This window comes from Rhodococcus sp. BP-316 (assembly GCF_019836105.1).
Classification (GTDB): domain Bacteria; phylum Actinomycetota; class Actinomycetes; order Mycobacteriales; family Mycobacteriaceae; genus Rhodococcoides.
Genome location: NZ_JABUEE010000005.1, coordinates 154,483 through 177,807 on the forward strand (window position 1 = coordinate 154,483; position 23,325 = coordinate 177,807).

Annotated in this window: 24 protein-coding genes; 10 read left to right on the top strand and 14 right to left on the bottom strand. The window is 68.8% G+C overall.

Features of this window, described 5'->3' with window-relative positions; genetic code table 11:
* Positions 1 to 9 precede the first annotated feature (9 nt).
* Positions 10 to 1,242 carry a hypothetical protein gene (locus HQ312_RS11530; protein WP_222638668.1) on the top strand — a complete coding sequence of 411 codons (1,233 nt, stop codon included), beginning with the start codon at positions 10 to 12 and terminating at the stop codon, positions 1,240 to 1,242.
* 3 nt (positions 1,243 to 1,245) lie between these two features.
* On the opposite strand, the gene HQ312_RS11535 is transcribed toward HQ312_RS11530, so the two are convergent.
* On the bottom strand, positions 1,246 to 2,040 hold the full coding sequence (locus HQ312_RS11535; protein WP_222638669.1) for a ParA family protein: 795 nt from the start codon (positions 2,038 to 2,040) through the stop codon (positions 1,246 to 1,248).
* Between the two features lie 96 nt (positions 2,041 to 2,136).
* The gene (locus HQ312_RS11540) at positions 2,137 to 3,708 is read right to left on the bottom strand and encodes a DHA2 family efflux MFS transporter permease subunit (protein ID WP_222638670.1); all 1,572 of its coding nucleotides are present in this window, start codon (positions 3,706 to 3,708) and stop codon (positions 2,137 to 2,139) included.
* Between the two features lie 172 nt (positions 3,709 to 3,880).
* Between HQ312_RS11540 and HQ312_RS11545 the strand changes: the two genes are divergently transcribed.
* Positions 3,881 to 4,540, top strand: coding sequence for an acid phosphatase (locus HQ312_RS11545; protein ID WP_081821426.1), 660 nt, complete (start codon positions 3,881 to 3,883; stop codon positions 4,538 to 4,540).
* Between the two features lie 27 nt (positions 4,541 to 4,567).
* Here the strand turns inward: HQ312_RS11545 and HQ312_RS11550 are convergent, their stop codons facing one another.
* Entirely contained in the window at positions 4,568 to 4,990 is a 423-nt protein-coding gene (locus tag HQ312_RS11550; protein ID WP_027506850.1) for a hypothetical protein, read from the bottom strand.
* Between the two features lie 87 nt (positions 4,991 to 5,077).
* Here HQ312_RS11550 and HQ312_RS11555 point away from each other — a divergent pair, with 87 nt between their 5' ends.
* A complete protein-coding gene (locus HQ312_RS11555; RefSeq protein WP_027506851.1) occupies positions 5,078 to 6,043 on the top strand; it encodes a diacylglycerol kinase family protein in 966 nt (321 codons plus the stop codon).
* Between the two features lie 259 nt (positions 6,044 to 6,302).
* Positions 6,303 to 6,557, top strand: coding sequence for a WhiB family transcriptional regulator (locus HQ312_RS11560; RefSeq protein WP_027506852.1), 255 nt, complete (start codon positions 6,303 to 6,305; stop codon positions 6,555 to 6,557).
* An 81-nt stretch (positions 6,558 to 6,638) separates the two neighbouring features.
* On the opposite strand, the gene HQ312_RS11565 is transcribed toward HQ312_RS11560, so the two are convergent.
* Positions 6,639 to 8,153 (bottom strand): sensor histidine kinase, encoded by a 1,515-nt coding sequence (locus HQ312_RS11565; RefSeq protein WP_222638671.1) that lies wholly within the window; start codon positions 8,151 to 8,153, stop codon positions 6,639 to 6,641.
* 52 nt (positions 8,154 to 8,205) lie between these two features.
* Positions 8,206 to 8,421: a biotin/lipoyl-binding carrier protein gene (locus tag HQ312_RS11570; RefSeq protein ID WP_027506854.1), complete on the bottom strand. Its 216-nt coding sequence runs from the start codon at positions 8,419 to 8,421 to the stop codon at positions 8,206 to 8,208.
* A gap of 139 nt (positions 8,422 to 8,560) precedes the next feature.
* Here HQ312_RS11570 and HQ312_RS22305 point away from each other — a divergent pair, with 139 nt between their 5' ends.
* Complete coding sequence (locus HQ312_RS22305; RefSeq protein ID WP_110293457.1) at positions 8,561 to 8,635, top strand: 50S ribosomal protein bL37; 75 nt, start codon at positions 8,561 to 8,563, stop codon at positions 8,633 to 8,635.
* 64 nt (positions 8,636 to 8,699) lie between these two features.
* Here HQ312_RS22305 and rsrA read toward each other — a convergent pair whose 3' ends face one another.
* Positions 8,700 to 8,972, bottom strand: a complete 273-nt coding sequence (gene rsrA, locus HQ312_RS11575; RefSeq protein WP_027506855.1) for a mycothiol system anti-sigma-R factor — start codon at positions 8,970 to 8,972, stop codon at positions 8,700 to 8,702.
* A complete protein-coding gene (locus HQ312_RS11580) occupies positions 8,969 to 9,595 on the bottom strand; it encodes a sigma-70 family RNA polymerase sigma factor (RefSeq protein ID WP_037186858.1) in 627 nt (208 codons plus the stop codon). The genes rsrA and HQ312_RS11580 overlap by 4 nt, the downstream gene beginning before the upstream one ends.
* A gap of 288 nt (positions 9,596 to 9,883) precedes the next feature.
* On the opposite strand from HQ312_RS11580, the gene HQ312_RS21915 reads away from it, so the two are divergent.
* From HQ312_RS21915 to rsgA, 4 genes are read left to right on the top strand one after another with little or no spacing between them, the layout of a single operon-like run.
* The gene (locus HQ312_RS21915; RefSeq protein ID WP_261776164.1) at positions 9,884 to 10,012 is read left to right on the top strand and encodes a hypothetical protein; all 129 of its coding nucleotides are present in this window, start codon (positions 9,884 to 9,886) and stop codon (positions 10,010 to 10,012) included.
* Positions 10,013 to 10,038: 26 nt separating this feature from the next.
* Positions 10,039 to 10,548 carry an aminoacyl-tRNA deacylase gene (locus tag HQ312_RS11585; protein WP_222638672.1) on the top strand — a complete coding sequence of 170 codons (510 nt, stop codon included), beginning with the start codon at positions 10,039 to 10,041 and terminating at the stop codon, positions 10,546 to 10,548.
* Positions 10,549 to 10,550: 2 nt separating this feature from the next.
* Positions 10,551 to 11,837, top strand: a complete 1,287-nt coding sequence (gene aroA, locus HQ312_RS11590) for a 3-phosphoshikimate 1-carboxyvinyltransferase (protein ID WP_308123876.1) — start codon at positions 10,551 to 10,553, stop codon at positions 11,835 to 11,837.
* 8 nt (positions 11,838 to 11,845) lie between these two features.
* A complete protein-coding gene (gene rsgA / locus HQ312_RS11595; RefSeq protein ID WP_155957112.1) occupies positions 11,846 to 12,823 on the top strand; it encodes a ribosome small subunit-dependent GTPase A in 978 nt (325 codons plus the stop codon).
* Positions 12,824 to 12,842: 19 nt separating this feature from the next.
* On the opposite strand, the gene HQ312_RS11600 is transcribed toward rsgA, so the two are convergent.
* The 5 genes from HQ312_RS11600 to HQ312_RS11620 all read right to left on the bottom strand — a co-directional run bounded on the left by HQ312_RS11600 (position 12,843) and on the right by HQ312_RS11620 (position 18,769).
* The gene (locus HQ312_RS11600; RefSeq protein ID WP_056447802.1) at positions 12,843 to 14,093 is read right to left on the bottom strand and encodes a fatty acid desaturase; all 1,251 of its coding nucleotides are present in this window, start codon (positions 14,091 to 14,093) and stop codon (positions 12,843 to 12,845) included.
* A gap of 79 nt (positions 14,094 to 14,172) precedes the next feature.
* Positions 14,173 to 15,438 carry a fatty acid desaturase gene (locus HQ312_RS11605; RefSeq protein ID WP_222638674.1) on the bottom strand — a complete coding sequence of 422 codons (1,266 nt, stop codon included), beginning with the start codon at positions 15,436 to 15,438 and terminating at the stop codon, positions 14,173 to 14,175.
* 143 nt (positions 15,439 to 15,581) lie between these two features.
* Entirely contained in the window at positions 15,582 to 16,697 is a 1,116-nt protein-coding gene (locus HQ312_RS11610; RefSeq protein WP_027506861.1) for a ferredoxin reductase, read from the bottom strand.
* An 83-nt stretch (positions 16,698 to 16,780) separates the two neighbouring features.
* Entirely contained in the window at positions 16,781 to 17,296 is a 516-nt protein-coding gene (locus tag HQ312_RS11615) for a hypothetical protein (RefSeq protein WP_222638780.1), read from the bottom strand.
* 48 nt (positions 17,297 to 17,344) lie between these two features.
* On the bottom strand, positions 17,345 to 18,769 hold the full coding sequence (locus HQ312_RS11620) for a wax ester/triacylglycerol synthase family O-acyltransferase (RefSeq protein WP_027506863.1): 1,425 nt from the start codon (positions 18,767 to 18,769) through the stop codon (positions 17,345 to 17,347).
* Positions 18,770 to 19,022: 253 nt separating this feature from the next.
* Between HQ312_RS11620 and HQ312_RS11625 the strand changes: the two genes are divergently transcribed.
* On the top strand, positions 19,023 to 19,574 hold the full coding sequence (locus HQ312_RS11625) for an Rv3235 family protein (RefSeq protein ID WP_222638675.1): 552 nt from the start codon (positions 19,023 to 19,025) through the stop codon (positions 19,572 to 19,574).
* Positions 19,575 to 19,605: 31 nt separating this feature from the next.
* Here the strand turns inward: HQ312_RS11625 and secA are convergent, their stop codons facing one another.
* Together secA and hpf are read right to left on the bottom strand one after the other, a co-directional pair.
* Positions 19,606 to 22,518: a preprotein translocase subunit SecA gene (gene secA / locus HQ312_RS11630; protein ID WP_222638676.1), complete on the bottom strand. Its 2,913-nt coding sequence runs from the start codon at positions 22,516 to 22,518 to the stop codon at positions 19,606 to 19,608.
* A 218-nt stretch (positions 22,519 to 22,736) separates the two neighbouring features.
* Entirely contained in the window at positions 22,737 to 23,324 is a 588-nt protein-coding gene (gene hpf, locus HQ312_RS11635) for a ribosome hibernation-promoting factor, HPF/YfiA family (RefSeq protein ID WP_027506865.1), read from the bottom strand.
* Position 23,325 lies beyond the last annotated feature (1 nt).

Genomic DNA, 23,325 nt, shown 5'->3' on the forward strand with positions numbered 1-23,325 from the left:
GTACCTGACGTGCTCGCTCCCGAACGGCGCACCCGCGTCGACGTGATCGCCGCTGTGGTGATCGTCGTGGTCGTCCTGGTGGGCGCCTCGGTGATCTGGTTCCGCAGCGACGCTCGCGGCACCACGTCCGTGGTCGCCGACGTGCCTCTCACCGCCCCGGCATCGGCATTGTCGGTGCCCGAGTCGTTCTCGGAGATCTGGCGCGCCGACGACACCGGAACCGGGGCACCGACCACCGTCGGCGGAGCCGTCGTCGTCTCCACCGGCGACGCGGTGACCGGACTCGATCCCGCCACCGGCTCGCCGTCCTGGTCCTACACGCGTGACCGGGCCCTCTGCTCGGTCGTGGGGGCGTGGGACGCGGCGGTGGCGGTGTTCCGGGACGGCCGGGGATGCGGCCAGGTCACCGAGCTCGACGGGTCCACCGGAGCGCGCGAGGACCAGCGCACCAACGACGCCGACGACCCGGTCCGGTTGTCGTTCGACGGCACGTACGTGACCGAACTCGGCGCCACGCGCCTCGAACTCTGGCGCTCCGACCTCGTGCGCACACTCGAGTACGGGCGTGTCGACGCCCCGGTCAACCCGCGCAGCCAACCCCGCACCGGATGCGACCTCGTGTCGAGCGCGTCCGCGAGCACCCGCCTCGCCGTGCTGGAACGGTGCCCCGGTGAGGAAGGCCTGCGCCTGACGTCGATGAACCCCGCACCGAAGGACAACACGGTGCCCGACGTGTACGGCTCGACCATCCTGGCCGACGTCCCCGCGGACGCAGCGGCAGCACGCGTCCTCGCGGTGGTCGGGGACCGCCTCGCGGTCTACCTCCCCCCGGCCGGGAGCGAGGTCGCCCGGGTGGCACTCTTCGACGGGTCCGCCAACTTCGTCTCCGCGCAGGCCGTGACCGCCGACGTCACCACACCGTCCGCCGACGCCCTCGCATCCGACATCGTGCGTACCGGTTCCGTCGTCTCCTGGTGGACGGGCGCCGACACCGTCGGCTTCACGCAGTCCGATCTGTCACAGCGCTGGGTTCTCGCCGGAACTCTCGGCGCGGGTGCTGTGATGGCCGGTCAGCTCCTCGTCCCGGTTCCCGGCGGTATCGCGGTGGTGGATCCGGAGAACGGCGTCGCCTCCCGCACGATCGCGGTGGACCGCGGCGAGTACACCGGACCGGTCGCACTGTCCGTCCTCGGCACCAGCGTGTTCGAGCGCCGCGGTGCCGAGACCGTCGCCCTGGGCTGAGCCTCAGGCGTCGGCGTCGTACGTGGCCAGGGGTGCGCCCTCGGTCCAGTGCGCGGCCAGGTTGTCGGCGAGGTCGCGGTACGCCTGAGCGCCCTTGTTCTGACGTCCCGCGATCACCGAGGTGCCGGACGCCGACGCTTCCGCGAACCGCACGGTGCGCGGGATCGGCGGCGCGAGCACCGGTATGTCGTACCGACCGGACACGTCCGCGAGGACGTCACGGCTGTGCGTGGTGCGGGCGTCGTACAGGGTCGCGAGGGCGCCCAGGAGTGTCAGATCGGGGTTGGTGATCTGCTGGACCTCACTGACGGTGCGCAGCAGCTGACCCACACCGCGGTGAGCGAGCGTCTCGCACTGCAGCGGGATCAGCACGCTCGTCGCAGCCGTCAGCCCGTTCAGGGTGAGCACGCCCAGTGAGGGCGGGCAGTCCAGCACGATGACGTCGTAGTTCTCGAGGAGGGGCGCGAGGGCGCGTTTGAGGGTGTACTCGCGGCCCGGACGCATGAGCAACAGCGCCTCGGCGCCGGCCAGGTCGATGGTCGCCGGGAGCAGGTCCACACCCTCGTCCGTGCCGAGCACGGCGTCGCCCACGGGAACCCCGGCGGTGAGGACCTCGTGGATCGAGGTCTCCAGCTTGTCGGGGTTGTGCCCCAGCGAGAAGGTCAGACTTCCCTGCGGGTCGAGGTCCACCACGAGTACTCGTCGGCCCAGAGCGACGAGCGCCGCTCCCAGCGATGCCACGGTGGTCGTCTTGGCGACGCCACCCTTCTGGTTGGCCACTGCCAGGATCGTCGTCACAGCACGATCTTGGCATCACTCGGTGTGTCGAGCGACGTTCGGCCCGGCGTGGCGTGATGCCGCACCGGGCCGAACGGGGTGGAACGAAGGCCGAGCTCAGTGCAGCATCGCACCGCGCGCAACGGCGTCACCCTGGTCTGCACGCTGGAACTTCTTGCGCGGCAACAGGAATGCGGGCACGAAGGTGAACGCGACGATGATCGTGGCCACCAGGAAGGTGCCGCCGAACGCGTCGGCTGCCTGCGCCAGTCCTGCCTGCACGGCATTCGGCCCGATCTGCTCGGCGATCGCCGGGTCACGCTGTGCCGCGATGGCGGGTCCCGCAGCCGCCCGGTCGAGCAGCTGGTTGGTGAGCACCACCGAGATCACGGCCGTACCGATCGACCCGGCCGACTGCTGGATGATGTTCATCAGCGACGAACCGCGGGCGACGGACGCGTCGTCCAACGTCTGGAGCGCGGCGGTCATGATCGGCATCATCGTCGCGCCGAGTCCCAACCCCATGACGAACAGGGCGCCGAGCAGGACGACGTACGAGGTCGAGGATCCCACCTGCGTGAAGACGGCCATGCCCAGCGTCACGAACACCATGCCGGTGATCACGATCTTGCCCGGCCCGATCTTGTCGGCGAGCTGTCCGGCGATGGGCATCGACACCATCGCCCCGAGTCCCTGCGGGGCGAGCAGCAGGCCGGCCATGAGCGTGGTCTCCCCGCGGACCTGCAGGAAGTAGCTCGGGAAGATCAGGCCCGCGCCGAAGAACGCGATGGCGAACAGGCTCATCGCGATCACCGCGACGGACAGGTGACGGTTGGCGAACAGCCGGAGGTCGATCAGCGGGTGCTCGGTCCGCAGGGCGTGGCGCACGAACGCCGCGACCAGGACGAGCCCGACGACGGCGGAGACCAGTACGCGAGCCGACATCACCGTTCCGGTCTCGGGGATCGAGGAGACGCCGAACAGGAAGAGCGCGAGGCCCGGCGACAGCAGCAGCATGCCGACGAAGTCGAAGGACTGCGAGGGCTCGGGTGCGTCCTTCGGGAGGATGACCCACGCGGCCACCAGCGCCACGGCGCCGATGGGCACGTTGATCAGGAAGATCCAGTGCCAGCTCGCCGCGTCGATGAGCCACCCGCCGAGGATCGGGCCCGCGATCGGACCGAGCAGCATCGGTACGCCCAGGACGGCCATGACACGACCGATGCGCTCGGGACCGGCGGCGCGGGTCAGGATCGTCATGCCGAGCGGCATGAGCATGCCGCCGCCGAAGCCCTGCAGGACGCGGAACACGATCAGCGACGTGATGTCCCACGCGACGCTGCACAGCATCGATCCGGCGACGAACAGGATCAGCGCCAGGATGTAGAGGCGTTTGGTACCGAACCGGTCCGCGGCCCAGCCGGTCAGCGGGATGACGGTCGCGAGAGCGAGGGTGTAGCCGGTCATGGTCCAGGCGACGTTGGCGTAGGACGTCTGGAACTCGAAGGCGAAGGTCGGCAGCGCCACGCTCACGACGGTCACGTCGAGGATCGACATGATGGCGCCGATGACGATGACGGCGGCGATCTTGAGGACGGCCGCGTCCAGCCCCTGACCGGTGTCGACACCACCCTGCCCGGGGGTGTTCGGGGACCCCTGCGCGACCTTCTCGGTGCTCTGATCGGTCATGCGGAGTCTCCTGGCTGATCTGTATCCGCCGGCATCGAGGCCGGGTGTCGCGTGATCGGACCAAGGAAGTAAACACCCCACCGGCGGCGATCACCAGCGGATTTCACGAGACCTCCGTCACCGGGACGACCTCCGTCATCGACGCGGCGCGACCCGGGAGCATGATCGAGCCATGGCAGACCCCGACCCCCGTGACCCGGCACCCGCATCGTCCGGAGGGTCCGGGACGTCGCCGCGGCGCTCCGACGCCAGACTGGTGTTGATCCGTCACGGGCAGACGGAGTGGGCGGCGAGCGGTCGACACACCGGACGGACGGACATCGCTCTCACCGCCGACGGGGAGGACCAGGCCCGCGCCGCCGGGGACCGCATCGCGGCGCTCGGGCTCGAACGTCCCCTGGTGGTCAGCAGCCCCCGATCGCGGGCGCTGCGGACGGCGGAGCTGGCCGGACTCACCGTCGATCGGGTGTGGGACGCGCTGGTCGAGTGGGACTACGGCGACTACGAGGGCCTGACCACTCCGCAGATCCGGGAGACCGCGCCGCACTGGACCGTGTGGACGCATCCGTCACCGTCCGGCGAGACCATCGACGCCGTGTCCGCCCGGGCCGATCTCGTCCTGTCCGTCGTCGTTCCCACCCTCGCCGAGCGCGACGTCGTGCTCGTCGGGCACGGCCACTTCTCCAGGTCGGTCATCGCGCGGTGGGTCGAGCAACCGGTGACCGAGGGAAAGCGCTTCGCGCTGGCGCCCGCCGGCTTCACCGTGCTGGGGTACGAGCACGAGTACCGGCAGATCCACACCCACAACGTGGATCCTCGCCTCGGTTCCTGAGCTGCCCGGCGTCGGTCGGAGAGCCGCTCAGGCGTCGTCGGTCTCGACGTAGTCGTCGGCGAGCCACCGCGTGGCGGGGCCGCTGAACAGACAGACCAGGACGCCGATGACGACGATGCCGAGCAACGAGCCCAGCACGGGCCGCCCGGAATCGGTGAGGAGCGACCAGACCACCGGGAGCAACAACAGCTGCGCGACGATCGCGATGGCGCGGCCCCAGCGGTGCCCGAGGATCAGGGCGATGCCACCGGTGAGCACGGCGCCCCCGAGTGCGGCGAACCAGATCGCGGTGCCGAAACCGTTGATGACGCTCTCGTCGGCGCCGGCGGCGCCGCGGATCACCAGGACGAGTGCCACCACGACCGCCGTGGCGCCCTGCACGGACACCAACAGGCCCGCGGCGCGCACCGGTGCCGGAACACCGGAATCGGGCAGCTTCGGACGCACCAGGCCACCCTAGAGCACACGCGCGAGGTGGCCGACGGTCACGCGCCGGTGGTCGTGAGCCGCCGCCGCTCGCGTCTACTCTGAGTGATCGTGCGAGCCATCCTCATCGTCAACCCGAACGCCACGTCCACCACGGCTGCCGGCCGAGACCTGGTGGCGCATGCGCTCGCGAGCAGGGTGTCGCTCAGAGTGCTCCACACCACGCACCGTGGACACGCGAGCGAACTCGCGACCGAGGCCCGCCGGGCCGGTATCGATCTGGTGATCGTGCACGGCGGCGACGGAACGGTGAACGAGGTGGTGAACGGACTTCTCGGTGTTCCTGCCCCGACCTCCATGCAGTCGGTCACCGTGGGACCCGTGCCGCTGCTGGCGGTCGTCCCGGGCGGATCCGCCAACGTGTTCGCTCGCTCGCTGGGCATCGCGAGGGACCCGGTCGAGGCCACCAACCAGCTCATCGATCTGCTGGAGTCGGGAACGAGCAGGCGCATCGGCCTGGGGCACTGCGACAAGACATGGTTCCTGTTCAACGCCGGCCTCGGATGGGACGCGGACGTGTGCGACGCGATCGATCGAGGCCGCAAGGGCGGCGAGGCGGTCACGCCCTCGCGCTACGTCCGGACCGCGGTCACCACGTTCTTCCGCCGCAAGCGCCGCGACCCGCACCTCACCGTGGAGACCGACACCGGCGAGGCCGTGACGGGCGTTCACTTCGCGTTCGTGACCAACTCCGATCCGTGGACGTTCCTCGACGCACGTCCGGTCCGGACGAACCCCGGCACCTCGTTCGACAGCGGACTCGGCATATTCGCAATGCGATCCACGAAGGTGTTCACGACGTTGCGAGTGGTCGTGCAAATGCTGTCCGGAACGTCCGGTCCGCATTCTCGGGCGCTTCTCCGAGAGGACGACGTGAAATGGATTCGCGTGCGTTCGGTGGAACCGACCGGCCTGCAGGTCGACGGCGACTACCTGGGAGAACGCACCGAGGTCGAATTCGCGTCCGCACCGGACGCCCTCGCCGTCGTGGCGCCTTTACCTGGCGATACCCCGTAGGCCAAGCTACTGTGTTTCACATCTCCCGATCCGGGTACCAGACGTCGGGTGTGAAACCAAATCGGGTCCAGTGAGCTTGGCCACCCGCACCGCGTCATCTCTTGACTTCTGCTTGGTTCGTGAAAGCATTCACAAGTAACAGTGCGGAAACATTGGTTGCCGCGCTCGCGAACTGCAGGACAACAAGCCCACGATCCGGATGTGAGTCCAGGATCAGTTATTCGACAGCGCCGTCGTGCGCTCAGTGAGGAGTAAGAGGATGGATTGGCGCCACAAGGCTATCTGTCGCGACGAGGACCCGGAACTGTTCTTCCCGGTGGGAAACAGCGGCCCGGCACTCGCACAGATCGCTGATGCCAAGGTCGTGTGCAACCGGTGCCCCGTCACCGCAGACTGCCTGTCCTGGGCTCTCGAGTCCGGTCAGGACGCGGGCGTCTGGGGCGGCATGAGCGAGGACGAGCGTCGCGCGCTGAAGCGTCGTAACGCGCGTACTCGCGCACGCTCGGCGGTCTGACACAGCTCGTGAGACGCACGCAGGCCCGGCACCGCATGGTGCCGGGCCTTTTGTGTGTCCGACGGGAGTTCGCAACCCGGGTCAGCCGCGTGGCTCCCGGCGTCCGAGCGGGACGCGGAGCTCGGCGGCGGTGCCCCCGTCCCGCCCGGCCGCGACGCTGATGGTGCCGCCCAACTCCACCGTGACGAGTGTCGAGACGATCTGCAGTCCCAGCCGGTCGGACGCCGACGCGTCGAAGTCGTCGGAGACTCCACGGCCGTCGTCGCGCACGGTGACCTCCAGCATGCGGGAGGACCGTCGGGACTCGATGGTCACACGGCCTCGCGCACCCGGATCGAACCCGTGCTCGAGCGAGTTCTGGACCAGCTCGGTGAGCACCATGATCAGCGGAGTGGCCCGTTCGGCCGGGAACACGCCCAGGCTGCCCTCGCGACCGACGGTGACGTCCGCGGACAGCGAGCCGATGTCGACCATGACGGGGACCAGGCGGTCGACCACCTCGTCCAGGTCGACGACCTCGTCCACCGACGTCGACAGCACGTCGTGGACGAGGGCGATGGAGGTGACCCGGCGGACCGATTCGCTCAGCGCGACCTTGGCCTCGTCGTTGTCGGTCCGGCGAGCTTGCAGACGCAGGAGAGCAGCGACGGTCTGCAGGTTGTTCTTGACCCGGTGATGGATCTCGCGGATGGTCGCGTCCTTGCTCAGCAGCGCGCGATCGCGACGCTTCACCTCGGTGACGTCCCGGACCAGTACCAGAGCGCCCACGGACGTGCCGGCCGGGCGCAGCGGAACCGTGCGCAGCAGCACGGTGGCACCGCGAGCGTCCACCTCCATCCGTCGTCCCCCGGCGGACGTGACGGCCGCTCCGATGGTGGCGGCGATCTCCTCCGCGTCGAAGGGATCGGTGACGAGCGACCGGGTCGACGCAGCGAGGTCGTGGCCGGGGAGATCTGCCGTCAACCCCATCCGGTGGTAGGCGGACACCGCGTTGGGGCTCGCGTAGGTGACCATGCCGGCGGTGTCGAGGCGGATGAACCCGTCGCCGACGCGTGGGCTCGAGTTGACGTCCGTCTTCTCGGACGGCGAGGGGAACGACCCCTCCGCGATCATGTCGGAGAGGTGGTGGGCGCAGTCGCGGTACGCGGCCTCCAGCAAGCTCGGCGGTCGGCCGGAGACCGGCGCGGAGTCACGCGTCAGCACGGCGACCACGCGGCCGTCGACGCGCACGGGAACGGCGTCGTGGGGCGGACCCTGATCGTCGGGGAGGCGACCACCGCCGCGCACGATCGACGCCGTGCGCAGGCACTCCGCGACCTGGGGATGTTCGGTCTCCCCGACCACCGCACCGACCGTGTCCGACGGGATCACCGTGGGGGCCGTCGTCGGACGACACTGCGCGACGCACACCACCGTCGCCGTGTCCGACGACGTCACCGCACGCGATCCGGGATGGTCGACGGGCACCCAGAGCAGCAGGTCCGCGAAGGAGATGTCCGCGAGGATCTGCCACTCCCCCACGACGCGTTGCAGATGATCGACCGCCGTACCCGGCAGGTCGGTGTGCTCGGCGAGCATCTCGGACAGCGTGGACACGACGAATCACCCTGTCCCGGTACGGCGTCGGCTGATCAGAGTGGTGACCGGATCAGGAGATGACGGCGATCAGGTCGCCCTGCTGGATGACGTCGCCCACGGCGACTCCGATGGACGTCACGGTGCCCGCGGACTCGGCGAGCACGGGAATCTCCATCTTCATCGACTCGAGCACCACCACGGCGTCGCCCTCGTTCACGTGATCACCCTCGGCGACGACGATCTGGAACACCGTCGACACCATCTCGGCTCGGACGTCCTCGGCCATCACGGTCCCCCTGTTCCGTTCCGCTCGTCTGCACGCGCGTGTCGACTCGTTCGGTGAACGGACCACGCCGGAGGCACGGCCGCTCGTCGTACAGCCAACCACACGTGAGAAACTGGGTGGAACAGGAAGGAGATCCACCATGGGCAAGCGAGGACGCAAGAAGCGCAGCCGTAAGGGAAATGCAGCCAACCACGGCAAGCGCCCCAACAGCTGATCACGAGCACCACACGACGAAGGGCCGGGACGCACAGCGTCCCGGCCCTTCGTCGTGTGGGCGGTCAGTCCTCGGTGGCGGTGATGGTCACCGACCGCCGGATCTCCAGCGTCAGGCGCTCCCGCAGGCCTTCCGGAGCCCGCTCGCCGCCGCACTTGCGGCCGACCAGAGACTTGATCTTCTCCTCGATGCCGTACTGCGCGAGGCACGAACCGCAACTGTCGAGGTGACGCTGCACGCGCTGCCTGCTGGCCTCGTCGCACTCGTTGTCGAGCAACGTCCACACGTCGGCGATGACGGCCGAGCAGTCCAGGTCCTCGAACTCGTTGCCGCTCATCGTGCTACCTCCTCGGTCGCCGCGGCGGACCGGTTGAATCCACGGTCGCGAGCGACCTCCGCCAGTTCGTTGCGCAGTTGCTTGCGGCCGCGGTGCAACCGCGACATCACGGTGCCGATGGGCGTGCCCATGATCTCGGCGATCTCCTTGTACGGGAATCCCTCGACGTCGGCGTAGTACACCGCCATGCGGAACTCCTCGGGCAACGCCTGCAGCGCCGCCTTGATGTCGTCGTCGGGCAGGGCGTCCAGCGCCTCGACCTCGGCTGACCGTAGACCGGTGGACGAGTGCTCAGCGGTGGCCGCGAGCTGCCAGTCGGTTATCTCGTCCGTCGGGTACTGCGCCGGCTGACGCTGCTTCTTCCGGTACGAGTTGATGTAGGTGTTGGTCAGGATCCGGTAGAGCCACGCCTTGAGGTTCGTGCCCTCGCGGAAGCTCTTGAACGCCGTGTACGCCTTCACGTACGTCTCTTGGACCAGGTCCTCGGCGTCGGACGGGTTCCGCGTCATCCGCAGGGCCGCGCCGTACAGCTGGTCGAGCAGCGGGAGCGCGTCACGCTCGAACCGCGCCGTCAGATCCGCAGCGTTCTCCCGCGAGCGGATGCCGTCCTCTGTCTCGAGGATCGCAGGATCGACGGCGCCCGTCGTGGTGCCGGTCTCGGTCTGTGGCTGATCCGTCACGCTGGCCCCTCTCGTGTGCCCCGCGGCGACCGCCCCGTCCTCCGAGGTGTCGACCTCGGACGTCCGGGAACCGGTGAGCTCACCGTGGTCGTCCGGACTCCACTTTACCGATGGGATCACCACCACATTCGTCAGCGTCGCCGAGAGCCTCTCGGCTCCGGAGCGCTCCGGTGCAACGACGTTCACACGCCCTCCTCCGTCGAGCGGCGGCGCACAGTGCGCGCCGTCCTGATGCTGCGTGCAACAGCCGTGGCCGCCGTCGTGTTCCCCCCGCTGCCGGACCGTCTCCGCGAGTACGGCCAGAATGTCGTGTATCAGCAGCCGATCACGACGTTCTCGACGTACTCGCGGGGCGGGTGATCACGGTGGGAAGGGACCACGACGCCATGGCCGGATCGGCTACTCCCGCGACGACGATGCTGACGCGGCTCGGAATCGAGTTCACCGTCCACACCTACGAGCACGACCGCGGCACCGAGCAGTACGGCGACGAGGCGGTCGACGCACTGTCCGCCGGCCTCGGTGTGTCGGCGGATCGGGTGTTCAAGACCCTGGTCGTGTCGACGGGCTCCTCGTTGGCGGTCGCGGTTCTTCCCGTTCCGGACATGCTCGCCCTGAAGTCCGTCGCCGCCGCCCTCGGGGCGAGCAAGGTGTCGATGGCCGATCCCGCAGCCGTGCGCCGGTCGACGGGCTACGTCCTGGGGGGCGTCTCCCCGCTCGGTCAGCGCACGCCCCTGCCCACGGTCGTCGACACGTCGGCACTCGGGCACTCGACCCTCTTCTGCAGCGGCGGTCGGCGCGGCCTGGAGATCGAACTCTCCGCACAGGATCTCGTCCGGGCCACCGCCGCGACCGTCGCGGACATCCGACGCGCGTCCGCCAGTGAGAGACTGTGACCGTGACGTCCTGGATCGCGCCCCTCGCCCCGCAGCCCGTCCGTGCGACCGTCGACCTCCCGGGGTCGAAGTCGATCACCAATCGCGCCCTGATCCTCGCGGCGCTCGCGGACGGAACGTCGACGGTGACCGGCGCTCTGCGCAGCCGTGACACCGATCTGATGATCGATGCGCTGCGCACCCTGGGTGCCGTCGTGGAGTCCCCCGACGACGACGGGACGACGGTGCGGGTCACCCCCGGACCCGGCCGCGGCGGCGACGTGGACTGCGGGCTGGCGGGCACCGTCATGCGCTTCGTTCCCCCCGTCGCCGCGCTGGCCACCGGTCGCTCGCGCTTCGACGGCGACGAGCACGCCCGCTCGCGCCCGCAGCAGACCATTCTCGACGCGCTCCGCGCCCTCGGTGTTCCCGTGAGCGGGGACCGGTTGCCGTTCGTCGTCGACGGCACGGGCCGGGTCCGCGGGGGCACGGTCCGACTGGACGCGTCCGGGTCGTCCCAGTTCGTGTCGGGGCTCCTGCTCTCGGCGGCGCGGTTCGACGAGGGCCTCGTCGTCGAGCACGTCGGTCCCCCGGTGCCGTCGATGCCTCACATCGACATGACGGTGGAGATGCTGCGCGAGAGCGGGATCGAGGTGGAGACTCCCGAGGACTCGGGCGTTCCGAACCGGTGGCGCGTGCATCCCGGCGCTGTGGCTCCGGTCGACCGTGTCGTGGAACCGGACCTGTCCAACGCGACCCCGTTCCTCGCCGCGGCGGCCGTCACGGGCGGTGAGGTGACCGTGCCCCGGTGGCCTGCCCGGACGACGCAGCCCGGTGACGCGTTCCGCGACATCCTCACGTCGATGGGGGCCGAGGTGTTGCTCACTGCCGAGTCGCTCACGGCGCGGGGGCCCGAGAAGCTCGAGGGCGTCGACGTGGACCTGCACGACATCGGCGAGCTGACCCCCACGGTCGCGGCGATGGCGGCCCTGGCCGGGTCCCCCTCGCGCCTGCGCGGGATCGCCCATCTGCGCGGGCACGAGACGGATCGGCTCGCCGCACTCACGGCGGAACTCGGCGCTCTGGGCTGCGGTGTCGAGGAGACCGAGGACGGCCTGATCATCGAGCCGGCGCCGCTGCACGGCGGGCCCTGGCGGGCGTACGCCGACCATCGCATGGCCACGGCGGGCGCCGTGATCGGTCTGGTCGTCCCGAGCGTCGAGGTCGACGACATCGACTCCACCGCCAAGACGCTGCCGGGGTTCGCGACCCTCTGGAGCGCCATGCTGGCCGGAGGTGGTGCACGCTGATCCGGCGGGTGTACGACGAGTCGGACGTCCGCGTCCGGCCGGGCAAGGGCACGCGCCCACGAACGAAGACGCGGCCCACCCACGCCGACGCCTCGGACGCGATGGTGGTGTCGGTGGATCGCGGCCGGTGGGGCTGCGTGATCGACAACGATCCCGAGCGCCTCGTGGTCGCCATGCGAGCGCGCGAACTGGGCCGGACCCCGATCGTCGTCGGTGACGCGGTGGGCATCGTCGGCGACGTCTCGGGACGCGTCGACGCCCTGGCCCGCATCGTCCGCGTGGACGAACGACGAACGGTTCTGCGGCGCACCGCCGACGACACGGATCCGTACGAGCGTGTCGTGGTGGCCAACGCGGACCAGCTGCTGATCGTGGTGGCGTTGGCCGACCCGCCACCCCGCTCGGGCTTCGTCGAGCGCGCGATGGTGGCAGCGTTCGTGGGTGGTCTCCGACCCGTGCTGTGTCTGACGAAGGACGACTTGGCGTCGTCCGACGAGTTCGCCGCCGTCTTCGCCGACCTCGACGTGCCGGTGGTGCTGGTGGGCCGGGACCGTCCGCTGGACGAGCTCCTGGCGATGATCACCGGGAAGTCGTCCGCGCTGATCGGCCACTCGGGGGTGGGCAAGTCGACCCTGGTGAACCGGCTGGTGCCGGAGGCACATCGCGCCGTCGGCATCGTCTCCGGCGTCGGCAAGGGACGGCACACGTCGACTCAGTCGGTGTCGCTGCATCTTCCGGGTGGAGGCTGGGTCATCGACACTCCCGGTATCCGGTCCTTCGGGCTGGCCCACATCTCGCCGGAGGATGTCGTCGCGGCGTTCTCGGACCTCGCCGTCACCATCGAGGACTGCCCGCGCGGCTGCACACACCTCGGGCCGCCGGCCGACCCGGAGTGCGCTCTGGACACCCTGACAGGACAGCAGGCGAACCGCGTCGCCGCGGTTCGCCTGCTGTTGGTGGCCGTGATGTCGAACGACTCCTACTGACGGAGCTCCGACCGATCGATCAGCGCGAGAGCAGCTTTCGCAGTCCCGTGCCGCGCTTGGATTCCTTGATCGCGGTCAGCAGACCGGCACGGCGCCCGGTGACCGGATCGACGGTGGACGTGACCTGGCCGCCGAACTTGCGCTCGGATGCCGTCTCCGGTGCGTCGTCCGCCGTGGCCTTGAGGTACTTGTCGGGGAGCGACAGCTTCGCGATGGTGCGCCAGGACTTGCCGTACTGGGCGAGGAAAGGCCCTGTGGTGTAAGGCAGGTCGTACTTCTCGCACAGTTCGCGGACCCGCACACTGATCGCGGCGAGCCGGTTGCTCGGCAGATCGGGGAACACGTGGTGCTCGATCTGGTAGCAGAGGTTGCCCGACATGAAGGCGAGGGTCGGTCCGGCGTGGAAGTTGGCGCTGCCCAACATCTGTCGGAGGTACCACTGCCCCTGCGTCTCGTCCTGAAGGTCGTGGCGCGTGAACTTCTCCGCACCGTCCGGGAAGTGACCGCAGAAGATGACGGCGTTCGTCCAGATGTTACGGATGACGTTCGCCATGATGTTGGCGGTCAACGTCTTACGGTAGGACGCGGCGGGCGACAGCGACGTGATGGCCGGCGTGATCGCGTAGTCCTTCAGCATCTGGCGGCCGACCTTGTCGCCGACCTCCTTCAGCTTCCGTCGCGTCTCCTCCTTGGGCACACGGCCTTTCACGGCCTTGCCCAGCTCGAGATGCTGTACCGCCACGCCGTACTCGAACAGGAGCATCAGCAGCGTGTTGTAGACGAGGTTGCCGGCGTTGAACGGGACCCACTTGCGGTCACGCGTGACGCGGATGAGGCCGTAGCCCACGTCGTCGTCCATGCCCAGCACGTTGGTGTACTTGTGATGGATGTAGTTGTGGGTCTGCTTCCAGTGCTCGGACGGACCGGTGTTGTCCCATTCCCACGAGGTGGAATGGATCTCCGGGTCGTTCATCCAGTCCCACTGGCCGTGCATGACGTTGTGGCCGAGCTCCATGTTCTCGACGATCTTCGAGACACCCAGCATCGCGCTACCGGCCCACCACGCGGCGCGGTGGTTGCTGGCGAGCATCGTGGTGCGGCCGAGGGCCTCGAGGGAGCGCTGGAAACGGATGGTGTTGCGGATGTACCGCGCATCCTTCTCGCCGCGCGACTCTTCGATCTCCCGACGCAACGCGTCGAGTTCATGGCCCAGCGCCTCGACGTCGGCCTCGGTGAGGTGGGCATATTCCTTGACGTCGGAAATCGCCATGTGGTCACTCCTCGGCAGGTGGTCGATGCCCGTGTGGGCCTGACCGTGGTTACTCTACCGGAAGTTACGCACCCGTAGGTTACGCCGTCGTATCTGTGACCCGCTTCACTGCCTGACGCGCCTCGAGCCGCGCCTCGTGCAGGGCCGACCGCAGTCCGCGCTTGCGACCGGTGACCGGATCGAACCGCACCCGGTCCACGACGGAGGAGCCGGAGCTCTGGAATCGGCGCTCCGAACTGGTCTCCGGCGCGTCGTCCGACGTGCGACGAAGCAACTGGTCGGGCAGCGACAGCTTGAAGATGGTGCGCAGCGCCTTCCAGTACTGGGTCGCCAGGTTGCCGGTGGTGTACGGCAGGTCGTACTTGTCGCACAGGGCGCGCACCCGGACGGCCACCTCGGCGTACCGGTTGCTCGGCAGGTCCGGGAACAGGTGATGCTCGATCTGGTAGCAGAGGTTGCCGCTCATGAACGCCATCGTGGGGCCGGCCGTGAAGTTGGCGCTGCCGAGCATCTGCCGGAGGTACCACTCCTCGTGGGTCTCCGTCTCGAACTGGCCCATCGTGAACTTCTCGGCGCCGTCCGGGAAGTGACCGCAGAAGATCACGGCGTACGCCCACAGGTTCCGCACCACGTTGGCGGTGAGGTTCGCCCCGAGTGCACGACGCCACGCCGGACCCGCGAGCAGCGGGAAGAGCACGAAATCCTTGCCGACCTGCGACACGACCTTCCGAGCGAACTCCTTGTTCGGCTCCGAGAGCAGCTGCGTCGCGGGAACACCGGCCTCGAGCTTCGCCGCGTCCAGGTCGTGCAGAGCGATGCCCCACTCGAACGTCAGTGCCAGCACCAGGTTGCCCAGGGGCTGCACCAGGTTGCGTGGCCGCCACTTCTCGTCGCGGGTCATCCGGAGGATCCCGAAGCCCACGTCGTGGTCCATGCCGACGATGTTGGTGTACGTGTGATGCGAGTAGTTGTGCGCACGCTTCCAGTGCGCGGACGGACCGGTCTGGTCCCACTCCCACGAGGTGGAGTGGATCTCCGGATCGTTCATCCAGTCCCACTGACCGTGAGAGACGTTGTGGCCCAACTCCATGTTCTCGATGATCTTGCTGGCCGCCAGCAGACCTGCGCCCACCAGCGCGGCCGAGCGCCAGCGGGAACCCATGATCGCGAGCCGTCCGCCGACCTCGAGCGCGCGCTGCAGCGCGATGGTGCGGCGGATGTACTCCGCGTCCTTGCGTCCTCGGGTGTCCTCGACGTCCCGACGGATGGCATCGAGTTCACGACCGAGGGACTCGATGTCCTCGTCGGTCAGATGTGCGAACTCCAAGATGTCCGTGATGGCCATGCTGGTCTACTCCCCGGATCGCGGTATGCCGTTCCTCGCACCGATTCGGTATCGGCGGGCAGGCCTTTCCGAGAATAGCGGACGAGCCTGTGCGCAGGGTGTGTGTGCGATCACCCCTGCGGCGCGACCCGGGGCCGACGGAGTCAGAGTTCGAGCGTGCAGTCCCCGGCAGCCGCGGAGATGCATGTCTGGATCCGCTCGCCGTGCGCATGCTCCTTGCCCGAGCGCAGATCTCGGACGTGACCGTCGGTCAACGGCACCACGCACGTCTGGCAGATACCCATGCGGCAGCCGAAAGGCATTCGCACACCCGCCTTCTCACCGGCCTCCAACAACGTGGTGGCGCCGTCCACCGCCACCGTGCGGTCGGAGACGGAGAACGTGACCGTGCCGCCGTCGCTCGGCGCGCCGGTGCGCACGATCTCGAAACGCTCGGTGTGCAGGTTCTCCGAGATGCCTGCCTCCCGCCAGACCCTCTCGATGTCGTCGAGCATCGCCGCCGGACCGCACGCCCACGTCTGACGCTCGCGCCAGTCCGGGTAGTGCTCGTCGAGCGAGCCCAGATCGAACTTGCCGTCCGAACGGGTGTGCTGCACGTGGGACACGACCGAGTCGTACTTCGCGTCGAGCGCCGCCAACTCCGAGGCGAACATCACGTCGTCCGCCGTGGGAGCCGAGTGCACGTGCACCACGTCGGGCATGTGGCCGCGCGAGTCGAGACTGCGCAGCATGCCGATCACCGGTGTGATGCCGCTGCCGGCCGTGACGAACAGGATCTTGGCGGGTGGCGGCTCCGGAAGGGCGAAGTTCCCCTTCGGCGCGGCGAGCCGCACGATCGTGCCCGACGGCACACCGCCGACGAGATGCGAGGACAGGAAACCTTCCGGCATCGCCTTGACGGCGATGGAGATCTGCTTGTCCTTCCAGTCGGGCGGCGACGTCAGGGAGTACGACCGCCAGTGCCACCGACCGTCGACGTGGAGGCCGATGCCGATGTACTGCCCCGGCCGGTAGTCGAAGTCGAAGCCCCATCCGGGCTTGATGACGATGGTCGCGGCGTCGCCGGTCACCTTCTCGATCCGCACGATGCGGCCGCGCAATTCGCGCGCGGACCACAGCGGATTGGCCAGGTGCAGGTAGTCGTCGGGAATCAACGGCGTGGTGATGCGCGCGAACGCACCGCGCACCACGTTCAGCGACGGCCGCCGCGGGGACGACACACTCGCGGCCGGGGCTTCGAGCCAGTCCTTGATTCCCATGTCACATCTCCTCGGTCGAGCGGCCACCACGGACGCAGTCGACGACTGCGACGAAACAGGGCGGTGTCGGAGCGGTTCCGGTGTCAGAGCAGTTCCAGGAGAAACGGTATCTCCTGCGGTGCGTACCAGGCGAGTTCATGATCCTCGACGTCGCCCAGCACGAACTCGGCGTCGGGATCCCCCAGGTCGGCCGCGTCCACCGCGGCGACAGCGGCGCTCACGGCGGACTCGGCCGCCGCGAGATCGACGTGGACCGCCGCCACCTCCGTCAGGGAGAGCGGCGCCGGCAGGCGGACCACGGCGTCGTCGAGATCGGGACGCAGGGTCACCGGATCGACGTCGGCGGCGATGACGACGCGGCGGAAACTCGGAGTGGCGTCGGCGACCTCGTCGGCGTCCCCGTCATCGTCGGAGTCGAGGTCCGGCTCACCGCCGATCAGCCGCAGCGACGCCCGCGCGGCCTCCCGCAGCGCGACGTCGGCCAACTCGTCGTCGTCACCGGAGACGTACGCCTCCCGCAACGTCGGTGTCACGGCGAAGGCCGTCCGACTGATCGGCGAGAACTGACCCTCGTCCACCAGTGTCTGCAACATCCGCATGGTCGCCGGAACGAACACCCTCACCTGCGCCTCATTCCCTCACCGTCGTCAGCGGACGTTCTTGTCGTCGCGCGCCGCGTCGACCAGTTCCTCGAGTGCCTCGTGCAGCAACGTGGTGATCACGTCGATGTCCGGCATCGCTGCCCGGTCCGCGTTCACACCGTAGTAGACGTTGCCGTCGTACGACGTCAGGCCGATGCTGAGCGCCTGATTGCGCACGAGCGGCGGCACCGGATACATCTCGAGCATGCGTGCACCGCCCGCGTAGAGCGGGAACTGGGGGCCGGGGGCGTTGGTGACGATGATGTTGAACATGCGCTGCGACAGGCTCGACCCGACTCGCGCACCCATCGCGTGCAGCGTGGCCGGCGCGAACCCGGACAGCGTGATGAGGGTCGACGCCGTCACACCGCGACTCTGTCCCAGGTGAGCCTCCGTCGCGTGCGACACGTGGGACAACCGCACCACGGCGTTCGGTTCGCCCACGGGCAGATCGATGAGGAAGGACTCGACCTCGTTGGGCGGCACGTCGCCCTCGTCGCCCGTCCCCGTGGCGGCCGCGTGCACCGACAGGGGCACCATCGCGCGCACCGTCGTGTACGGGCCGATGGGCTCACCGCGCGAGAGCAACCAGTTCCGCAGAGCACCGGACACGACCGTGAGCACGACGTCGTTGACCGTCCCCCCGAACTTCGACCGCACCATCCGGTAGTCGTCGAGATCAGTCTTGGCCACCGAGTACCGGCGGTTGCGGGAGATGGTCGTGTTCAGTGGACTCGTCGGTGCCGTCTGCGCCGCGGTGCGGACCACCGCCGCGAACTTGCCCACGGCGCGTACCGCCTCGCCGGCGGCGCGGGTGACGTCACCGACGGCTCCGCGCACCGCCTCCACGCCCTCCCCCGGCCGCGACACCATCTCGGCGAGCGCCCCGGCGACCAGCGCCTTCTCCGACGGTTCCCGCGCGGGCATCCACAGTTCCTCGGCCATCGGAGTCGGAGCCTTGGTGGCGTCCAGGATGACCTGACTGATCTCGAGCGCCTTGTCGCCGTCCACGATCGACGAGTGCGACTTGGTGAAGATCGCGAACCGGTTCCGTGCCAGACCCTCGACCAGGTACATCTCCCACAGCGGACGCGTGCGATCGAGAGGGCGTGAGGTGAGTCGCGCGACCAGGTCGTGCAGCTGTTCGGTGGATCCCGGCTTGGGCAGCGCGGAACGCCGGATGTGGTACGTGATGTCGAAGTCGCGGTCGTCGACCCACACGGGGCGAGCCAGGCCGAAGGCCACCTCGCGCACCTTCTGGCGATAGCGCGGAACGAGAGCGAGCCGGCTCTCGACGAGGGTGAGCAGTTCGTCGTAACTGAAGCCCCCGCGCGGGAGCCGGAAGATGGCGAGCGACCCCACGTGCATGGGAGTCGTACTGGCCTCCAGGAAGTAGAAGGACGCGTCCTGAGTGGTGAGTCTGGTGGCCAACGCGCGAATCCCCTCGGTCGAGTGTGACGGGTCCCAGTCTCGCACGACAGATGAGACCGACCACGCTCACGATCGTCCTCGTGGTCCGCGCCGTGTCGGTTCCCCGTCGTCCTCGTCGGAATTCACCGACCCTGACGGGCTGCGGTGTGACGACGCCCCGCGTCTGCCTCGACGGGCCGGAACCGCGTCCGTGCGTGCAACACTCGCCGCACACCGGCCGTGGCCGCACAGGTACGAGCATGGAGGGGAACGCATGACATCGGAGGTCGTTCACGTGGTGCGGTTGCCGAGATCCGAGCCACCCGAGGTCGGCGCGACTCCCACGCGTGCACGCCCGACGACCCGGTCCGCGGGCCGAGCGCTCTCGTCGCCGCGCCCCGGCCCGCACTCGGGACGATCGACCTCGCGACCGACCCGGACCGTCGTCGGACCGTCGGAGGCCGACGCGCGCACCGCCGCCGCGGCGCGGCACGTCGCCGATCGCGTCCTGCGTCTGACACTCGAGGTGGTGGACCGTCGCCGACCCGCGGCGTCCCTGCGCGCGGTGCTGTCACCGGCCATGGTCGGAATGGCGGCAGCCCTGTCGACGGCGGCCGTGCCGGGCCGAACACTCGGTGTCGCCGTCGTCCGGACCGTGCACGTGCGCGCCGCCGGTCCGGTGCCCGACGGCGCCGGGCACGGCGACGTCGAGGTCTTCGGCACCTACTCGCGTGGTGACCGCGTGTTCGCCGTCGCGGCACGACTGACGGCACGGCGCAACACCACCGGTCCGGCCTGGGTGCTCACGAGCCTGCGCCTGTCCTGAGGCGGCGGTCGCCACCCCCGGACGACTAGATTCACTTGCGTCGCTTGGCCTTCGGTGCGCGCTTGACCGGCTTGACCCCGGCCCGAGCCGCCTCGCGGCGCTCGCGTCGGGTGCCGGAGCTCGACTCGCCCGTCGGCGACCCCGACCCGGCGCGGCGGACCGAGGTGCCGCCCGTCTCGTCGGGACCGGAGTACGTCAGGCGACCGGTCGACTCGTCGTCCAGCCCCTTGGCGCGCAGCGCGGCAGGTGCGGCGGGCCGCGGTTCGGGCGCCGATTCCGGCGTGGGTTCGGGTCGACGCTGCGCCGGCGCCGCGGGGGCGGCCTGCGCTGCGGGGTCGGCCTGCGCTGCCGGCGCCGGTCGGGCTGCGACGGGCGACTGCAGTCCCGCGCCCACCTGCAGGCCCGCGGAGGCCGCGGGGCTCGGCGCCGCCGCCTCGACCTGCAGGTTGAAGAGGAACCCGACGGACTCCTCCTTCAACCCGTCGAGCATGCCGGTGAACATGTCGTAGCCCTCGCGCTGGTACTCGACGAGGGGATCGCGCTGCGCCATCGCGCGCAGACCGATGCCCTCCTTGAGGTAGTCCATCTCGTAGAGGTGCTCACGCCACTTGCGGTCGAGCACGGACAGCAGCACCCGTCGTTCGAGCTCGCGCATACCGCCCTCGCCCGCGATCTCGTTGATCTCCGCCTCACGCGTGGCGTAGGCCGCGCGGGCGTCCTCGAGCAGCGCCTCGCGCAGGTCGTCCCGCGACAGGTCGCCCTTCTCGCCGAACTCGTTCTCCGCTGCGAGGTCGGTGTGCTGCACGCCCACCGGGTAGAGCGTCTTCAGCGCGGTCCACAGCTGTTCGAGGTCCCAGTCCTCGACGTAGCCCTCCGAGGTGGCGCCGTCGACGTACGCGGTGACCACGTCGGTGATCATCTGCTCGACCTGGCCCTCCATGTCCTCTCCGCGGAGGATGCGGCGACGCTCCTCGTAGATGACGGTGCGCTGCTGGTTCATCACCTCGTCGTACTTGAGGACGTTCTTGCGGATCTCGAAGTTCTGCTGCTCGACCTGCGTCTGCGCGCTCTTGATGGCCTTGGAGACCATCTTGGCCTCGATCGGGACGTCGTCCGGGAGGTTGAGTCGCGTCATGATCGACTCGAGAGCGGCACCGTTGAATCGGCGCATCAGCTCGTCGCCGAGCGACAGGTAGAACCGGCTCTCCCCCGGGTCGCCCTGACGACCCGAGCGTCCTCGCAACTGGTTGTCGATACGGCGCGAGTCGTGCCGCTCGGTGCCGAGGACGTAGAGACCGCCCGCGTCGCGGACCTTGTCCGCGTCCTCGCGGACCTGGTCCTTGACCTTCTCCAGCGTGGGCTCCCACGCCGCCTCGTACTCCTCCGGCGACTCGACGGGATCGAGCCCCTGCCCGCGCAGCGCGAGGTCCGCGATGATGTCCGGGTTGCCGCCGAGCACCACGTCGGTTCCTCGACCCGCCATGTTGGTGGCCACCGTCACCGCGCCGGACCGGCCGGCCTCGGCGATGATGGTCGCCTCCTGCTCGTGGAACTTGGCGTTGAGCACGTTGTGCGCGACACCGCGCTTGGTGAACTGCTTGGACAGGTACTCCGAGCGCTCGACACTGGTGGTACCGATCAGAACCGGCTGACCCTTCTCGTGCCGCTCGACGACGTCGTCGACGACGGCACTGAACTTGGCTTCCTCGCTTTTGTAGATGAGGTCGCCGTTGTCCACACGCACCATCGGGCGGTTGGTGGGAATGGGGATGACACCGAGCGAGTACGTCTGGTGCAGCTCGGCCGCCTCGGTCTCGGCGGTACCGGTCATGCCGGAGAGCTTGTCGTACAGACGGAAGTAGTTCTGCAGCGTGATCGTGGCGAGGGTCTGGTTCTCGGCCTTGATCTCCACCTTCTCCTTGGCCTCGATGGCCTGGTGCATGCCCTCGTTGTAGCGGCGCCCCACCAGGATGCGGCCGGTGAACTCGTCGACGATGATGACGTCGCCGTCTCGGACGATGTAGTCCTTGTCGCGCTGGTAGAGCTCCTTCGCCTTGATGGCGTTGTTCAGGTAGCTCACCAGCGGCGAGTTCGCGGCCTCGTACAGGTTGTCGATGCCGAGCTGGTCCTCGACGAACTCGACGCCCGCCTCGTGCACACCCACCGTGCGCTTCTTGATGTCCACCTCGTAGTGGACGTCCTTCTTCATCATGGGGGCGATGCGGGCGAACTCGGGGTACCACTTCGACGACGCGTCCGCGGGGCCCGAGATGATCAGCGGGGTACGGGCCTCGTCGATGAGGATCGAGTCCACCTCGTCCACCACGGCAAAGTTGTGTCCGCGCTGGACCAGGTCGTCCAGCGAGTGCGTCATGTTGTCGCGGAGGTAGTCGAAACCGAACTCGTTGTTGGTGCCGTACGTGATGTCGGCCGCGTAGGCGGCACGCCGCTCGGCGGGCGTCATGCCCGAGAGGATCACGTCCACGCTCAGTCCGAGGAAGCGGTGAACGCGGCCCATCCACTCCGAGTCACGCTTGGCCAGGTAGTCGTTGACCGTGACGACGTGGACGCCGTCACCGGACAGCGCGTTCAGGTACGCCGGGAGGACGCAGGTGAGGGTCTTGCCCTCACCGGTCTTCATCTCGGCGACGTTGCCGAAGTGCAGCGCGGCACCGCCCATGACCTGGACGTCGAAGTGGCGCTGGGACAGCACCCGCTTGGACGCCTCGCGGGCGACCGCGAACGCCTCGGGCAGCAGTTCGTCGAGGCTCTCGCCGTCCTGGTGCCGCTTCGTGAACTCGTCGGTCTTCGCACGCAGTTCGGCGTCCGACAGGGACTCGACGTCCGGCGACAGGGACGACACGTGGTCGGCGATGTGCTTCAGCCGCTTGACCATGCGACCTTCACCGACACGGAGCAACTTGGACAACGACAACGTCGGCACGGGCTATTCGTCCTCAATATCGGGTACGTGGGGCGTGAACCGAGCCCGTCCACACGGGGGGCGCAGTTCGATGCGAAGAGACCTCGTCGGTCTCCCGGCGGAACCATCGTAGGCGTCGAGCCTGACAGCGCGCTGTGAGGCACACCGGATGTTCCGCGCACGACACCGGGCGCCCGCCGGAGCGGACGCCCGATGTGGTCGGCGCGGCGGTGCGAGCGTCAGGACAGACGCAGCAGTCCGTAGTCGAACGCGTGGCGGCGATAGACGACCGACGGCCGGTCGGACTCCTTGTCGTGGAACAGGAAGAAGTCGTGGCCCACGAGCTCCATCTCGTACAGGGCGTCGTCGACGGTCATCGGCACGGCCGGGTGTTCCTTGACGCGCACCACGGTGCCCGGGCCCTCGGTGGCGTGGTCGTCGACGGCGGGCGCCTCCTCGACGGGGGCAGTGACGGCCTCCTCGACGAGCGCGGCGGTCGCCTCGGCCACCGACACGGGCCGCTTCTCCCCGTAGTGGACCTTGCGGCGGTCCTTCGTCCGTCGGAGACGGCTCTCGAGCTTGGTGGTCGCCGACTCGAGGGCGGCGTAGAAACTGTCCGCGCAGGCCTCGGCACGCGCGACGGGCCCCTTGCCCCGCACGGTGATCTCGACTCGCTGGCAACTCTTGGACTGACGACGGTTGCGTTCGTGGAACAGCTCGACGTCGAACAGATGGATGGTGGGATCGAAGCGCTCGAGGCGAGCGAGCTTCTCGGAGACGTACAGGCGGAAGTGGTCGGGTATCTCGACGTTGCGACCCTTGACCACG

Bases quoted from the DNA above. Each gene is read 5' to 3' on its own strand.
- HQ312_RS11540 (WP_222638670.1), bottom strand. From the start codon at position 3,708: ATGACCGATCAGAGCACCGAGAAGGTCGCGCAGGGGTCCCCGAACACC.
- HQ312_RS11545 (WP_081821426.1), top strand. From the start codon at position 3,881: ATGGCAGACCCCGACCCCCGTGACCCGGCACCCGCATCGTCCGGAGGG.
- HQ312_RS11560 (WP_027506852.1), top strand. From the start codon at position 6,303: ATGGATTGGCGCCACAAGGCTATCTGTCGCGACGAGGACCCGGAACTG.
- HQ312_RS11570 (WP_027506854.1), bottom strand. From the start codon at position 8,421: ATGGCCGAGGACGTCCGAGCCGAGATGGTGTCGACGGTGTTCCAGATC.
- rsrA (WP_027506855.1), bottom strand. From the start codon at position 8,972: ATGAGCGGCAACGAGTTCGAGGACCTGGACTGCTCGGCCGTCATCGCC.
- HQ312_RS21915 (WP_261776164.1), top strand. From the start codon at position 9,884: ATGCTGCGTGCAACAGCCGTGGCCGCCGTCGTGTTCCCCCCGCTGCCG.
- HQ312_RS11585 (WP_222638672.1), top strand. From the start codon at position 10,039: ATGGCCGGATCGGCTACTCCCGCGACGACGATGCTGACGCGGCTCGGA.
- HQ312_RS11600 (WP_056447802.1), bottom strand. From the start codon at position 14,093: ATGGCGATTTCCGACGTCAAGGAATATGCCCACCTCACCGAGGCCGAC.
- HQ312_RS11605 (WP_222638674.1), bottom strand. From the start codon at position 15,438: ATGGCCATCACGGACATCTTGGAGTTCGCACATCTGACCGACGAGGAC.
- HQ312_RS11610 (WP_027506861.1), bottom strand. From the start codon at position 16,697: ATGGGAATCAAGGACTGGCTCGAAGCCCCGGCCGCGAGTGTGTCGTCC.
- HQ312_RS11615 (WP_222638780.1), bottom strand. From the start codon at position 17,296: ATGCGGATGTTGCAGACACTGGTGGACGAGGGTCAGTTCTCGCCGATC.
- HQ312_RS11625 (WP_222638675.1), top strand. From the start codon at position 19,023: ATGACATCGGAGGTCGTTCACGTGGTGCGGTTGCCGAGATCCGAGCCA.